General features: G+C 53.7%; 12 protein-coding genes and 1 tRNA gene. 4 read left to right on the top strand and 9 right to left on the bottom strand.

Annotation, left to right across the window (positions count from 1 at the left end; genetic code table 11):
* Positions 1-270: 270 nt before the first annotated feature.
* A complete protein-coding gene (locus BLU11_RS06505; protein ID WP_090272590.1) occupies positions 271-2,046 on the bottom strand; it encodes a hypothetical protein in 1,776 nt (591 codons plus the stop codon).
* Between the two features lie 93 nt (positions 2,047-2,139).
* On the opposite strand from BLU11_RS06505, the gene BLU11_RS06500 reads away from it, so the two are divergent.
* Positions 2,140-2,514 (top strand): hypothetical protein, encoded by a 375-nt coding sequence (locus BLU11_RS06500; RefSeq protein ID WP_090272589.1) that lies wholly within the window; start codon positions 2,140-2,142, stop codon positions 2,512-2,514.
* A 548-nt stretch (positions 2,515-3,062) separates the two neighbouring features.
* Here the strand turns inward: BLU11_RS06500 and BLU11_RS06495 are convergent.
* From BLU11_RS06495 to BLU11_RS06470, 6 genes are all read right to left on the bottom strand, one after another.
* Positions 3,063-4,859, bottom strand: coding sequence for a tyrosine-type recombinase/integrase (locus BLU11_RS06495; RefSeq protein WP_090272588.1), 1,797 nt, complete (start codon positions 4,857-4,859; stop codon positions 3,063-3,065).
* Positions 4,860-5,082: 223 nt separating this feature from the next.
* Positions 5,083-5,158 (bottom strand) — tRNA-Gly (locus tag BLU11_RS06490).
* Positions 5,159-5,220: 62 nt separating this feature from the next.
* Positions 5,221-5,793: a CDP-diacylglycerol--glycerol-3-phosphate 3-phosphatidyltransferase gene (pgsA, locus tag BLU11_RS06485; protein WP_090272587.1), complete on the bottom strand. Its 573-nt coding sequence runs from the start codon at positions 5,791-5,793 to the stop codon at positions 5,221-5,223.
* A gap of 31 nt (positions 5,794-5,824) precedes the next feature.
* On the bottom strand, positions 5,825-7,654 hold the full coding sequence (uvrC, locus tag BLU11_RS06480) for an excinuclease ABC subunit UvrC (RefSeq protein ID WP_090272586.1): 1,830 nt from the start codon (positions 7,652-7,654) through the stop codon (positions 5,825-5,827).
* Positions 7,651-8,301 (bottom strand): UvrY/SirA/GacA family response regulator transcription factor, encoded by a 651-nt coding sequence (uvrY, locus tag BLU11_RS06475; protein ID WP_090272585.1) that lies wholly within the window; start codon positions 8,299-8,301, stop codon positions 7,651-7,653. Before uvrY ends, uvrC begins: the two co-directional genes overlap by 4 nt.
* A 97-nt stretch (positions 8,302-8,398) precedes the next feature.
* The gene (locus tag BLU11_RS06470) at positions 8,399-8,752 is read right to left on the bottom strand and encodes an AMP-binding enzyme (protein WP_231702278.1); all 354 of its coding nucleotides are present in this window, start codon (positions 8,750-8,752) and stop codon (positions 8,399-8,401) included.
* Positions 8,753-8,961: 209 nt separating this feature from the next.
* Between BLU11_RS06470 and BLU11_RS06465 the strand changes: the two genes are divergently transcribed.
* The 3 genes from BLU11_RS06465 (at position 8,962) to BLU11_RS06455 (ending at position 13,091) form a co-directional block, all read left to right on the top strand.
* Positions 8,962-10,896: a putative nucleotidyltransferase substrate binding domain-containing protein gene (locus BLU11_RS06465; protein WP_090272583.1), complete on the top strand. Its 1,935-nt coding sequence runs from the start codon at positions 8,962-8,964 to the stop codon at positions 10,894-10,896.
* Positions 10,893-11,609, top strand: a complete 717-nt coding sequence (locus tag BLU11_RS06460; RefSeq protein ID WP_331456696.1) for a 3'-5' exonuclease — start codon at positions 10,893-10,895, stop codon at positions 11,607-11,609. Before BLU11_RS06465 ends, BLU11_RS06460 begins: the two co-directional genes overlap by 4 nt.
* Positions 11,610-11,816: 207 nt before the next feature.
* Positions 11,817-13,091 (top strand): OmpP1/FadL family transporter, encoded by a 1,275-nt coding sequence (locus tag BLU11_RS06455; RefSeq protein WP_407920249.1) that lies wholly within the window; start codon positions 11,817-11,819, stop codon positions 13,089-13,091.
* Positions 13,092-13,165: 74 nt separating this feature from the next.
* On the opposite strand, the gene BLU11_RS06450 is transcribed toward BLU11_RS06455, so the two are convergent.
* Together BLU11_RS06450 and BLU11_RS06445 are read right to left on the bottom strand one after the other, a co-directional pair.
* Positions 13,166-14,935, bottom strand: coding sequence for a sodium:solute symporter family protein (locus tag BLU11_RS06450; RefSeq protein WP_090272581.1), 1,770 nt, complete (start codon positions 14,933-14,935; stop codon positions 13,166-13,168).
* Between the two features lie 18 nt (positions 14,936-14,953).
* Positions 14,954-15,220, bottom strand: coding sequence for a DUF4212 domain-containing protein (locus BLU11_RS06445; protein WP_090272580.1), 267 nt, complete (start codon positions 15,218-15,220; stop codon positions 14,954-14,956).
* Positions 15,221-15,302 lie beyond the last annotated feature (82 nt).

Raw genomic sequence — 15,302 nt, 5'->3', positions numbered from 1 at the left:
GCTGCCTGATGGCAACAGGCAGAAATCGGCCGATTCTGTTGAAAAAGTCGGGCTCTGAGAAAGCTGCTTTTCAGCAGTTCAAAAAACCGCTCAACTTTGGCGTTGCTACGTGAAAACCAAGACAGCTCCGTCTTCTGAGCGAGCCAGATTTCAATGTCGCCCACGCCCTTTCGTGAGCAAAAATCGCGGAGGGACTTTTTCAGCAGCATCGGCCAGAAGTAGTCCTTCGAAAGCGGCTAAGGAATCAGGGGTGATTCAATTTTAAATAATTCACCGCTTTTCATTTGTTTTTCTATCAAGCTCGCGGGCAATAAGTGAGGGATAGTGGCTTCCCCGGCTAAACAAGCGACAAACATTAGGAATAGTTTTAAGGGATTCAGTAGTCGGAAAATATTGAAAAGCTTCAGCTACCGAGTCGGAGGCTAGCCAGTCGATAAGTCTGTTTTCAGATACTAGGTAGGGACGGACACGCTGTACGTCCCGTCTGTTAGTAACTTCTCGAGTCGCTTCGACAATATTAGCGTCCTCGTCGCCCAACCCCTTCTCATCAATCCAGTCAAATACTCTCTTGAATAACTTTTCAACGCTTTTTAAAGGGTTGAAAATAAAACCTTGGGCAAGATCTAATTTGAGGCAGTACTGATTGTATTGGATGAGTGCTGTCTGAAGATTATAATTCACGACATCCTTTATGGAATCAGGTAACTGAATGATATATAGTTGGGGGGAGCTTTCCAAGTAAATAGCCAGAAGCGGGTTTACTTTTTCTACCGATTTTCCCGGATCATCCGACATGGCTAAACCAATACAAAAAAGTGCCGCCTGGTTTTCTAGAACGCCGAGGGGCCATCGACGTGTGGCAGATAAGCACTTTTGAAATTCAGCACAGGCCCGTCCCCTATCCCCATCATATAGTGCCAATATCCCATCTAAGAAATTATTTGCGCCCTCAAAGTACGGGCTTTCCCTATGCTTAAAAAGGGTGGCTTTCAGGCTTTGAAAGTATTCACGACTATCCGAAATTAGAGCTCCTTTTTTTAGCAATTTCGCTACATCAATGGTTTCGCTAGGAGGTGAGAAGACACTAGTGAGACTGAGTATAGAAATATACGGTTTGCACGTTTCGAGGGTGAAATTAAAACATGCACTTGGGTTCTCGGCTCTATAAAACTCCACAATCAACTTATCATTTAAGAGAGCCAACTCGTCGAGGACTACTAGCTCATCATCACTGTACACCTGTCCATAAGTCGACATAAATTCAGATATTTCGACAGCGAAATCTGAAAAGGCATGAATTGACCAATGGTCCATGATTTTTTTTAGTCGATTAAATGCCATAAATGCCGAATAAATCCCTGTCAGCTTATCAATTAGATTCTTTCGCTCCTCGAGCTTTAAGACTTCTCCAAGCTCTCGGTCCAACGTTATAAGTTCTGAAATCTGTGTGGCGGAGAATTTTGAAGTTTTTGTATCAAGAGAATTAAGATTTTTTCTAATACTAAGATCTGGTGCTTTTTTGCCTTTTAGTGCAAGAGCTAGCAGATCTCGAAATGCTATCTGGCACGCCCGAACAGGTTCGTTATCCGCTTTAATTATTAAGCCAAGACAATAGTCTACATATTTCAACGGACTAAAGTCTTTTAGCATTGGCTCAATTTGGGTCAATAATATTGCCAGTTGAGGAGCTGCAAACGCAATCGTTAGCTGCTGGTTAACTTCCCCTTGGGTCTCGACCTCATACATAGGGCTCGCGCGAATCCAAGATACCAATTGTTGCATGTGCCCGAAATGGCGCTCGATAGTGCTCTTTAATTCGACATCTTCTTCGGTATCGTAAATCGAGCGTCCGACCATAGCGTCAAGAAGTGAATTGCGCCCCTTGATTAGCGCTTGATAGCGATTCTGCTTGGTGGAGTAGCTACGAGCGAGAGATAGCTTTTCCGACTGGGTGCGCCCTACGCAGAAGATTTCGCCGATCGTCTCGACGAATCCATCCACAGAAGGGAGGGTGATAATGGGGAATGCTGTATGCGATTGGTCCATGACAGAGGCTCCTTAAAAATCCGGCGAGACAACTTACTTTGGTGGCGGCATCATACCTCAGCTCGTAGTCGCCAGCGCTTGAGCGCACGGGTAATGCTTGAGCACAACAAACCACTGAACCTCGCGGAGAATGAAAAAGTGAAAAATTTGAAAGGTGCGTTTCTCGACAGCGCGCTCAAAAAAATCGCCTTGGATATGATAACCGTCCAAGACACCGGACTCACTATAGACGTTAAAGATACGTTACGAAACCTAAACAATAAGCACAAATTGGTTCCCACTGAGGAGTTTGAGAGTCTAGCGAATGATGTGCATCTAAGCATCGCATATGAGCGCGGGCGCAAACTGAAATCGATGAGTACCGCAGGCTACTGCAGGTACCGAGCTGAACCTCATGTAGAGACGGCGATGGAAACCATGAACCGTCTTGGTGCTTTGTTCCACACACCGGAAGAGACAACAAGCTGAGAAAAGCGCTGCCGCTACGCAACTTCGAACAGTAGCTTGCGGCAGCATTGAGCCCAATCTATTCAATCGGCGCTAATGGCATCCTGCAATCTGGGTGTAGAAACTATTCGGCCAATTAATGTTTCATATTTTTAATCTGAAGCAGGATTCCGTGATTTCTTCCCGGCTTACGGTGAGAATTTCACGTGTATGCAAGTCAATGCCCGGACTCGCGACCACGTCGGCAAAGCCCTCCCTGCACCAGCAAAAATCATCCGAAAGCTCGTCAACAGAGCGACCTCATCATTCAAGAGTATCGGAGCACCCATCCGGCCTCGTTAGCTATCTCAAAACCAACCGCTCGTCGGATCTAACGCAACATTCTAGAGCTTGATTTTTAGGACACCAGTAGGACACAGGCGCCGAAAATAAAAAAGGGTTCACAGCGAATACGCTGCAAACCCTTGAATTATATGGCGCAGTGGACGGTACTCGAACCCGCTACCCCCGGCGTGACAGGCCGGTAACTTTATAGAAGCACATCATCCGTTACGACAAGAAGAAAACAGTCATCTAAGCGCATCCTGAACCACGCTAGTCACCTTATGGATATTATTGGCGAAGACGGCTTCCACCGGTGACTTCCCCCGCAACTGCTCATACGGCTGCAGTAGGACGCGATAGAGATGCCAAGAATGAGCATCACCACGCCCTTTCACCATTGCTGCCTGTGTCAGCCTGAGTTTTACGGGATCTAGTTGCCAATCAGGAATTCGCTGACCGCGATTACCCACCTTCAAAGTGAGCAGCTTTCCAGCCTTGATTTCACGATTTATCTGATCCCGAGATTTGCCCGCCAGCTTGGCAAACTGAACGATTTGCAGGTTATGCGGTTCTTCATAGGCCTGAAGCATTTCCAGTCGCTCGTTTTGGATACCTGAAACCTTCGCCTCCCTAGCTACAGCTGTCCTATTCTGAACTGGGACGGCTGGTAGATGGCCACCAACGGCGTCCACTTCTGAAGATAGAGGAGTCTGGTCTGAATACCGTTCCCCCTGCTCTACAGAGTCATCCCTCAGTGGCATTCCCTCAATACGGATGGTCAGATGCCTGCTGGCCGCCTGTACTTTTCCCCGCTCCAGCAGATCAAGCCGATCAGCCCAATCCTGCATCATTTTACGGCGTGGCTCTACATACAGGGCGTGATTATAGGTAGCACTGACTTTATTGGGATCTGCATGCGAGAGCTGGGCATCAACCCATGTCTTGAGGTAGCCGATCTCGTTGAGTGCTGTTGAAAGGGTGCCACGGATACCGTGACCGGTAAGGAGGTTCTTGTAGCCCATGCGGATCAAGGCCGCGTTCAGCGTGTTCTCGCTGATACATTTTTTCAAATCGCTGCAGTGTGCAAGCAAATTTTTCTGTGCAGGTTTGACCTGCTCGAGTAGATAGCGAACGATCTCAATCGCCTGTACAGAAAGAGGTACGATGTAGGGAGGGATATCCTTGGGCCGTCTCTTCTTCTTGCGCATGTCATTTTGAAGCTGCTTGACCGCCTCGGGCGGAATAATCCACAGCCCCTGATCCAAATCAAACTGATCAGGGGTCGCCTGGCGCAACTCGCCGGTTCGTACTCCCGTTAACAACAGTAACCGAATACCGAGCTGTGTGGTTGTTCTGCCACTAAAGTGACGCAGCCTACGTAATAACTCGGGCATTTCAGGCAATCGCAAAAAGGGATTATTGGCCACTGGCGGTTTGGGAATAGCAACAGCCACTAGGTCGGATGCAGGATTACTTTCTATCCCTTCAAACTTGACCATGGCAAAGCGAAATAGCTGTCTGAACCAGGTGCGCACTTTTTCAGCAACCGAGAATGCTCTGCGCCGCTCTATCCTGGCCAATACATCCAGCAGGTGCGAACGACGGATATCAAAGATGGAAATGGTGCCCAGGCGAGGCAGTATGTCCTTGACGAAGATCCGCCGAATCTGAGAAAGGGTGCTTTGTCTCCCCTCCTTGAGCTCCAGCTTGCGGTGTGCAAACCACATCAAATAGACGGCCTTGAAACTGTTCTTCTCCGCCAGGATCGTGTTTTGAAGTTTTAGTTTTTGGTCGGTCTTGGGGTTGATGCCTTTTGCTACCAGGGCGCGAGCATCATCACGTAGTGAACGAGCCTCTCGGAGGCTGACATCCGGATACCTGCCCAGCGACATGCGTTTTTGCTTGGATGCCCAGTAATACCGGAAATGCCAGGATTTTCCGCCCACGGCGGATACGGCCAATGAAAGACCATCAAAATCAGGTAGGGTATAGTCTTTGCCCGTCGTCCGGGCTTGGCGAATGGTGAGATCAGAGAGTGCCATGATTCCAGCTCCTGAGTAGAGTCAGAACCTGATCATCATCACATCCCCCATTTTCTCCCAGTAACTAACCGCAACCACCGATACCGTATAAAAGGACTTAAAAAAGGACTTAAAAGCCTTAGCTGCAGGTAGAATTTGGTGGATTTCACTGGAATGAAAAAACAAGCTTTCGCCGTTTTTTCAATGACTTACAGACCTCTATGGAAGTCTGCAGATCATGAATTGGAGCGGGAAACGAGACTCGAACTCGCGACCCCGACCTTGGCAAGGTCGTGCTCTACCAACTGAGCTATTCCCGCTCTGGAACGGCGCCTATTCTATCTTTCTGCGGCGCCCTGTCAAGTCATTGATTCAAAAAAGTTTATCTGTCGTTTGTTTCATCTGCACCGGGACGCAGATGCGGCCAGGCAGCGCGCAGATATACCACCATTGACCACAAGGTCAGAACAGCAGAAATCATCAACAGCATGTAACCCAGGATCACCCAGACGCTCATGGGTAACGCAGGGTTAGCCAGCAGCACCACCAGCGCCACCATCTGCGCCGCCGTCTTGTATTTGCCCAGATTAGACACTGCGACTTGCGAGCGGGCGCCAATCTCGGCCATCCACTCACGCAGTGCCGAAATGACGATCTCCCGCCCAATGATGACTACCGCAGGGGCGGTCACCCAGAAGTTGCCATGGCTTTGCACCAGCAGAATCAGCGCCACGGCGACCATCAACTTGTCCGCAACGGGATCGAGGAAAGCACCGAACGGGGTGCTCTGCTCCCACTTGCGGGCCAGATAGCCATCCAGCCAGTCGGTGATGCTGGCCAGCGTAAAAATCACCGCGGCAGCCAGATAGCTCCAATGGAACGGCAGGTAATACAGCAAAATGAATACGGGGATCAGACCGACCCGCATCAATGTAAGAATATTCGGAATGTTCATGACGTCTCTGAGAACGGGTTTGGACTGCATTCTAGTCGCTATGGAGAGCAGTATATATCTGTTCTGCGAGTTTTTTGCTGATACCGGGTGCTTTAGCGATTTCCACCGCGCTCGCGCGTATCAATTCCTGCAGACCGCCGAAATGTTTCAGCAGTTCCCTGCGCCGTTTCGGACCAACACCGGGAATGCCTTCCAAGGTGGATGTGTTACGCGTCTTACCACGGCGCTGACGATGCCCAGTGATGGCAAAACGGTGAGCCTCGTCACGAATGTGCTGGATCAGATGCAATGCCGGCGAATGTCCGGACAATACCAACTCATTGTGCGATTCGTTCAGATACAGAGTTTCCATACCCGCCTTTCGGGTAACACCCTTGGCCACGCCGAGTAGGGTAAGATCATGAATGGCCAGTTCCTGGAGCACGTCACGGGCCATCTTCATCTGGCCTTTGCCACCGTCCACTATGAGGATATCCGGCATCTTGCCCTCACCCTCGCTCAATTTGGCAAACCGCCGCATCAGAGCCTGCTGCATGGCTGCGTAATCGTCTCCGGCAGTAACGCCCTCGATGTTATAGCGCCGGTAATCACTTTTCAGCGGGCCTTCGGGACCAAACACAACGCAGGAAGCGACGGTCGATTCGCCGCTGGTGTGGCTGATGTCGTAGCACTCCAGACGGGTGGGCATTTCATCCAGTCCGAGTGCCTCTTGAAGAGCCTCGAAGCGAGTCTGGATATTCTGCCTATTGCCGAGCATGGAGGTCAGTGCCTGTTCGGCGTTGGTGACTGCCATGCTCTGCCAGCGGCTGCGCGTACCGCGCACCCGGTGAGTGAAGGCAACTGCATGGCCGCGCGCCTGCGCCAGCGCATCAGCAATGACGGGCAGGTCTTCATGCACGGCATTGACGATGATCTCTTTGGGCAGCTCCCGCTCCCCCGTGCCGAGGTAGTACTGCGGCAGGAAGGCCGCCAGCACCTCGCCGGAAGTTTGCTCGATAGGAACCCGCGGGAAGTGATTGCGACTACCCAACACCCTTCCCTGCCTGACCATGATCACATGAACACAGGCGCCACCCGGCATGACCGCAGCGGCTATGACGTCGACGTTGCCGTATTCGGTATCGATATTCTGCTGGTCCTGCACACGCCGCAACTGACCAATCTGGTCGCGCACCTCTGCAGCCCGCTCGAACTCCAGGTTCTGCGCTGCGCTTTCCATGGTTCGGGTCAGCTCATCCGTCAGCGCGTTGCTACGCCCTTCCAGAAACATGACCGAGTGGCGTACGTCCTCGGCATATTCTTCCTCGCTGACAAAACCGACACAGGGCGCCTTGCAACGCTTGATCTGGTATTGCAGGCAAGGCCGGGTGCGATTGCGAAAATAACTTTCTTCACATTGACGCACCTTGAAGGTTTTCTGCAGCAGGCTCAGACTCTCGCGGATGGCGCCCGCGCTCGGGTAAGGACCGAAATACCGTCCTTTGGCCTTCTTGGTACCCCGATGCAGTCCGAGCCGGGGATAGGCATCCCGACTGGAGAGATAAACGTAGGGGTAAGACTTATCGTCTCGCAACAGGATGTTGTACGGCGGCCGCGATCCCTTGATCAGGCTCTGCTCAAGCAGCAAGGCCTCGGTTTCATTGGCCGTGACGGTGGTATCGATCTGATGAATGCGCGACACCAGCGCGGCCGTCTTCGGACTCAGGCCGGTCTGGCGGAAGTAGCTGGATAACCGTTTCTTGAGATTGTTCGCCTTGCCGACATAAAGCAATTCGCCTGCGGCGTCGAACATTCGATAGACACCGGGTTTGCCGGTGACCGCAGACAGAAAGGCTGCGGCGTTAAAAACCTCTGTGCTCATATCTGGTCGAGTGATGCGTCGATCATGCCATGACGCACAGCCAGCAGCGTCAGTTCCACATCGCTGGTGATGCTGAGCTTTTCAAAGATGCGGTAGCGATAGGTATTCACTGTCTTGGGGCTGAGGTGGAGTTTGTCGGAGATGCTCTGCACTTTCTCGCAACCGACGATCATCAAGGCGATCTGCATTTCCCGCTCGGACAGACTATCGAAGGGGCCCGCATCGCCTGGGTCATACATCCGCGCCAGCAACAGTTGGGCGATGTCCGGACTGATGTGCCGCTGGCCAATCGCCACCTTGCGAATGGCATTGACCATTTCTTCCAGCGCAGCGCCCTTGGTGACATAGCCAGCGGCGCCGGCCTGCATCAATCGGGTCGGGAATGGCTCTTCATCACAGGCGGTGACGGCAATGACTCTGATGCTGCGATCATGCTGCAGAAGTTTGCGGGTGGCTTCCAGGCCGCCGATTCCTGGCATGCGCACATCCATCAGCACCACGTCGGGTTTCAACGCGCGCGCCTGGGTGATCGCCGATTCGCCACTGTCAGCCTCGCCCACAATGGACAGGCCGGGCACGTCGCCGAGCATGCGGGTGATGCCCATACGCACCAGATCATGATCGTCCACCACCAGTACCTTGATCACCGTCTACCCCTTTCATGAACACATCGAGAGCTGCTTGATAGCACCGCAACATCTCGCAACCGCGCCAAGATAGCAAATCGGTGATTATTGTGAAACGTCAACCTGCGGCGACGGGAGCAGATTCCTCCAACACCGCCGCCAACTCACCCAGGCAGCCGGGGTCATCAATAGTAGATGACACCACCCAATCCTCGCCGCGTACCATTTGCCGCAGAATACGTCGCAGGATCTTGCCCGAGCGGGTTTTCGGCAGCCAACTGACTACCAGGGTACGTTGATAACACGCCAAGGCACCAATCTCATCGCGTAGCAACACGGCGAGGTGCGTACTCAGCTGCGCCGGCTCCATACCATTCTTCAGCACTACCAGACCTACCGGCAGCTCGCCCTTGATCGCATCCGGCACGCTGATAACCGCGCATTCGGCGATGGCTGAATGGGAGCCCAGCACCTCCTCCATCTCCCCGGTGGAAAGGCGATACCCGTGCCATTTCAGCAGAGCGGCCTGAGCGGCCCAGAACTCATTGGGATGACTCGTGGGGCGTTGCTGTAGGCAAGGGAACTGGACATGATTGTCTCCTTATTATTATGTCACCAGATCACCTCAGCCAGCCCGAAACGAAACTAGACTTACGGCTGAAATACCTTGCAGAGGCGCATATGAACAGAGACGACTCGCTCGACCAGATCGGCAGAACCGCAGTGAAGCAGAATATTCATGGCACCATGACCTTCCTGCTCGGCTACCCGCCATTCAATCAGATGGAAAGCCACCATCTTGCCTGGCTGGTCGAACATTGTGAGCTGCGTTTCTATGCACAGGGCGACGTCATCATTCACCCCGCTGAAGGCCCCGTACAGCACTTTCATATCGTCAAGCAGGGGCGCGTTCGTGGAGAACGTCTACTCCCCAGCCAGGAGTCGCCCGCGACCACATTTGAAATCAGCGTAGGCGAATGCTTTCCTTTGGCCGCACTCATCGGCGATAGGCCCACGCGCACCGATCATATTGCCGGAGAAGACACCTTCTGCCTTTTGTTGCCGCGAGCGGATTTCAGCCAACTGCTCGGCTTGTCGCCAGTGTTCCGGAATTTTGCCCTGCGCGGCGTCAGTAGCCTATTGGTGCAGGTCAATCTGCAGGTACAACGTGAGGCAGCGGAAGCCGTCGGCGCCCACTATTCGCTGGATACAGTGCTGGCAAAGATCGCCATACGCGACCCCGTTACATGCTCGCCAGACACCGCCATTGGCGCCGCAGTGAAGAGCATGCATGAAGCCAGCGTCGGCAGCATCGTCATCACTGATGCGCAGGCGGCGCCGATAGGTATTTTCACGCTGCGCGATCTGCGGCGCATCGTGGCGCAGGGGCAAGCGGACCTGCAGCAGGCCATAGCCGAGGTAATGACCCAGTCCCCCTCATACCTGCCCTCCTCCGCCAGTGCCTTTGACGCGGCCATCAGCATGACCCGTGAGCACATTGCGCACCTTTGCGTGGTAGATAAGGGTAGGCTTGTGGGTGTGGTATCCGAACGTGATCTGTTCGCCTTGCAGCGCGTGGATCTGGTGCATCTGGCACGGACCATCAGCCAGGCCGAGAGTACCTCCAGTCTGGTAGCCCTGCGACATGATATTCACCACTTGGTCGACAGCATGCTGGCGCACGGTGCCTCAGCCGCTCAGATCACCGACATCATCACTTTGCTCAATGACCACACCGTCTGCCGCGCTATCGAACTGTGCCAGCGCCAGCATGGCGATCCGGGTATTCCCTTCACCTGGTTATGCTTCGGCAGCGAGGCCCGCCGCGAGCAGACGTTACTGACCGATCAGGACAATGGCATCCTGTTCGAAGCCGATAATACCGAGCAGGCCAATGCCTACCGCCAACGCCTGCTGCCACTGGCGCAGCGGATCAACCAGGCGCTGGCTGATTGTGGTTTCACGCTATGCAAGGGCAACATCATGGCAGGCAACCCTGAAATGTGCCTGTCGCGCGATGAATGGCACAGCCGTTTCTCGCGCTATATTCAGTCGACCACCCCGGAGAATCTGCTGGCCTCATCGATCTTCTTCGATTTCCGGGTGGTCTGGGGTGAGCCGGGTGGCGCCCAGGCACTGTTCAGATCGGTACTGGGCATGGTTGCTCACAACCGCACCTTTCAACACCTGCTGGCGCGCAATGCATTGGCTAACCACCCTCCAATCGGCATGTTCCGCGGCTTCGTGGTGTCGCGCAGTGGCCACGAAAAAGATACGCTGGATCTGAAAACTCAGGGTCTGACACCCTTTGTCGATGGTGCGCGGGTTCTTGCACTGGCTAATGGCATCAGCGAAACAGGCACGCTGCGCCGCCTGCACCAACTGAAGCAACAGGGCGTAATCGAGGCTCTGGACGCTGATGCCTATGTGGAGGCCTATCAGTTCATACAGCTGGTGCGCATGCAGCAACACCAGCGTCAGGAACGTGAGCAGTTGCCATTTTCCAACCGTCTGGCACCGGACACCTTGAACCATCTGGACCGCCGCATTCTACGCGAGTCCTTTCGCCAGGCCCAGCGTCTGCAGTCCAGTCTGGCCTTGAGATATCAGCTGTGAATCTCCGCCAACTGTTCCAGCGCACCAAGCCGGTCCGACTCACACAGGCCAGTGCCGCGCGCCGAGATGCCCTGCCCTCTCCGCAACCCATCGATAGTACAGCGCTGAATCGAGCGCGCCTGGTTGTGCTGGATCTGGAAACCAGTGGTCTGGATCTTCAGCATGATGAAATACTCTCCATCGGTGCGGTTGCGATAGATACCGGCATTCTCAGCATGGCGGATCAATTCGAATGCACAGTGTTTCGCCCGACCCACCGCGCCAGCCAAGCCACCTTGCTGCATGAAATCACGCCAGGTGAGATTAACGACGGGGTTCCGGCCGATGACGCCTTGTTGGGGCTGATGGAGTTTGCTGGCCATTGCGTTTTCCTGGCCTTCCATGCCGGCTTCGATCAGCGGATGCTCAGGCGCGGCTTGCGTCGGGACCTGAATCATCGACTGCAACATCGTTTTCTGGACGTTGCCGAGCTGGCGCCGATGTTGTTTCCAGAAGCCGCGCAGCAATGCTCGACGCTGGATGACTGGCAGAACCATTTTCATCTGGACAACAGCGAGCGACACAACGCTGCCGCCGACGCCCAGGCCACTGCTGAGATCCTGCTCATCTTGTTGAACCGAGCCGCGAAGCAAGGCACAAATACACTGGCAGAACTCAACAACCGACTGGTGCTCTGGCGACGGCTGAACCACGCCCGCTCCAGCGGATTCTAGATCTATCTCTTGCGGCGTGAACAAAGTAAAAACCGGCTCCCGCAAGGTGACTGATCAGTCTTCCATCAACTTCGCCGAAATTTACGTTTCTTAACGCGAATCACATGAAATCCGAAGCATGGAGCGTGGCGCAGCGGCTTTTTTCCTGCTAGTTTCCGCGGCGTCAACAAATTCAACAATTCAAAACCTCAATAGGAGTACTCGATGATCAAACACGCCTGGTTCAGAACCACGTTAGCCGTAGCCGTAGCCAGTGCCTCTTGCCAATTGATGGCAAACGGTTTGGCTATCAACGAGCAAAGCGTCAGCGGCATGGGTACCGGTTTCGCTGGCCGCTCCTCTTCCGCACAGGATGCCAGTACCGTGTTCGGCAACCCCGCGGGCATGTCGCGTCTGGAGCGGGCTGAGATCAGCGGTGGTTTTGCAGCGATTAAGGCGAGCACTGATATTGGTAGCGCCAGCCCCAACCCTGCCACTGGCACCAACCTTGTACAAGGCACTAACGAGGGAGACATTGCTCCCGAAGCAGCTGTGCCGTTTGCCTATTACGTCCGCCCTCTTAATGATAAATGGCATTTCGGCCTCGGTTTTTATGTTCCGTTCGGCGTGATCAGCGATTACGAGAAATCGTCGCAGGGTCGTGATCTCGGGCTTTACAGCAAGGTCCAAGTAATGACTTTGCAACCGACTCTCAGCTACCGTATCAATGATCGCATAGCAATCGGCTTCGGCCCGACAATCAATAAGATTGAAGGCAAGCTTACTAGCCAGCCATTGGCCGTCACAGGTTCCGACGCGACTGTGAACATCAAAGGTGATGACATCGGTTATGGTTTCAACGTGGGCGTACTGGTAGATGTAACAGATCGCCTGGCCTGGGGTCTGACCTATCATTCGAAAGTGGACTACGAGCTTGAAGGTCGCACTCGTTTCGCCGGTTTCCCTGCTCCTCTTCGCGGTAATTATGATGCGACGCTGGATTTCACCTCCCCTGAGTCGGCTGATACTTCCATCACTTATACAGCGAATGACAAGTGGACCCTGTATGCAGGGGCGACATGGACTCGCTGGAGCCAGCTTAAGGAAATCGAAGCAATTAACGAGGGCATGCATCCAGGGCTTGGCGGACAATATGACACCGTCGGCGAAGAATTGAATTGGGAAAACTCGTGGTCCTACGCCGTGGGTGTAGCCTATCAGTTGAACCCAGCTTGGGTATTGCGCGGTGGTTTCACCATGGATGAGTCTCCCACGAATAACGCTGACCGCACCGTGCGCATCCCTGTCAGCAACCGCAAGATCGTATCCCTCGGCGCAGGCTGGAATATCAACCACGACTGGACCATGGACTTCGCCTACTCCTATCTGCGCGAAAGCAAAGGGCGAGTAGATCAGACCAATCATTCGACGGGCACTAACTACTCCGCTGAGTACCGCAACAGCGCCCACGGCGCCGGCGTGCAGCTGACCCACCGGTTCTGATCCTTCAGACCCGCGCAACGAAGAAGGCCCCGGTTGATTCCAACCGGGGCCTTCTCGTTTCACAGCATCGCTGATCAGTGGTCGATTGCGCTCCCTGCCCCACGCGGCACACGGATATCCTCGATCAGATGTTGGATATGCTCCGGTGGCGCCTTGGTAACCGAAGCAACGGCGACCGATACGATGAAGTTCAAGATCATCCCCAAGGTACCAATACCTTCCGGCGAAATACCGAACCACCAATGCGCGGCATTATCCATCTCGGGACTGATGAACTTGAAGAACACGATATAGCTGAAAGTAAACGCCAGACCAATCGCCATACCTGCAATGGCACCTTCCTTGTTCATCTTCTTCGAGAAGATACCCATCACGATGACGGGGAAGAAGGATGCTGCTGCCAGACCGAAGGCGAAGGCTACCACCTGCGCCACAAACGCTGGAGGATAGATGCCGAACAGGCCGGCAATAACCACTGCAACCCCAGCTGCGACCCGGGCGGCAAGCAATTCGCCCTTCTCGCTGATATCTTTCTTGAAATTACTCTTGAGCAAGTCATGGGATACCGATGTCGAGATAACCAGCAATAGGCCTGCTGCAGTGGAGAGTGCGGCAGCCAGCCCGCCTGCGGCGATCAGTGCGACCACCCAACCCGGCAGATTGGCGATCTCGGGGTTGGCCAGAACGATGATGTCGCGGTCAACGTACAGTTCGGTTTCCGCATCCGTCGGCGTATTGCTGATCAAACGCTCGTTGTTCGCGCCGCGCTCACCGGTGAACTGCGGTGAGCCCGCGAAAGGCGCGCCTGGACCATACTGGATAATGCCGTCATTGTTCTTGTCCTGCCATGCAATCAACCCCGTATCTTCCCAGGTATTGATCCATTCTGGCGCCTCTTGATAAGCCACGTCGGGCACGTTGCTCAACAAGTTGATGCGCGCAAAAGCGGCCACCGCTGGCGCAGTAGTGTAAAGAATCGCAATGAACAACAGTGCGTAGCCTGCCGACTTACGAGCATCTCTGACCGTAGGCGTAGTGAAGAATCGCACAATCACATGAGGCAGGCCTGCGGTGCCTACCATCAGCGCCATGGTGATGGCAAAAACGTCAATAGTGGACTTGGTCCCATCAGTATAGGCACTGAAGCCGAGCTCCGCCCCCAGGCCGTTGAGCCGATCGAGAACCGATGTATCGGTTCCACTCACGGTATCACCGAAGCCCAACTGTGGAATGGGGTTACCGGTAATCAGCATAGAGATGTAGATGGCCGGAACCATGTAGGCAAACATCATCACGCAGTACTGAGCCACCTGGGTATAGGTAATGCCCTTCATCCCGCCAAGCACGGAGTAGAAGAATACGATGGCCATCCCGATGATGACGCCCAGGTTGATATCAATCTCCAGGTAACGGGAGAACACGATACCGACACCACGCATCTGGCCTGCCACGTAGGTGAAGGATATGAAAATCACGCAGATAACCGCTACCACCCGCGCCGCCTGGGAGTAATACCGGGTTCCGACGAACTCCGGCACTGTGTACCGTCCGAACTTGCGCAGATAAGGAGCGAGACACATTGCCAGTAGCACGTAGCCACCGGTCCAGCCCATCAGATACACACTGCCATCGTAACCAGTGAACGAGATAATCCCCGCCATGGAGATGAATGAGGCTGCCGACATCCAGTCGGCGCCGGTTGCCATGCCATTGGCGATCGGGTGAACGCCCTTGCTGGCTACATAGTACTCACTGGTGCTGCCAGCCCGTGTCCAGATGGCAATACCTATGTACAGCGCAAAGGTGGCGCCAACCACCAGATATATCAGCGTTTGGGTTTCCATATGCAAGGCTCCTGGTTGTTATTCTTCGTGCAGGTCGTACTTGCGATCGAGTTTGTTCATCTTCAACACATAGACCAGGATCAACAGCAGGAAGCCGTAGATAGCACCTTGCTGGGCAAACCAGAAGCCAAGTGGGAAACCGAAAAACTGGATTTGATTGAGGACATCCACGAACAGGATGCCAGCGCAGAAGGATACGACGAACCAGACGACCAACAACGTCATCATTAACCGCAGGTTCTCCTTCCAGTAGGCTCGGGCTGCGTCTTCTTTGGATAAAGACATATAAGTCTCCTATTGTTGTTTTTATATTGCAGCTTAAAATTAGCACCACGTGAGGCAAAACGAGACTACGACTTTCGTATAA

This window comes from Halopseudomonas litoralis (assembly GCF_900105005.1).
GTDB lineage: Bacteria > Pseudomonadota > Gammaproteobacteria > Pseudomonadales > Pseudomonadaceae > Halopseudomonas > Halopseudomonas litoralis.
Note: the sequence above shows the minus strand (reverse complement) of the source record. Positions and strands in the feature narration are given on the sequence as shown.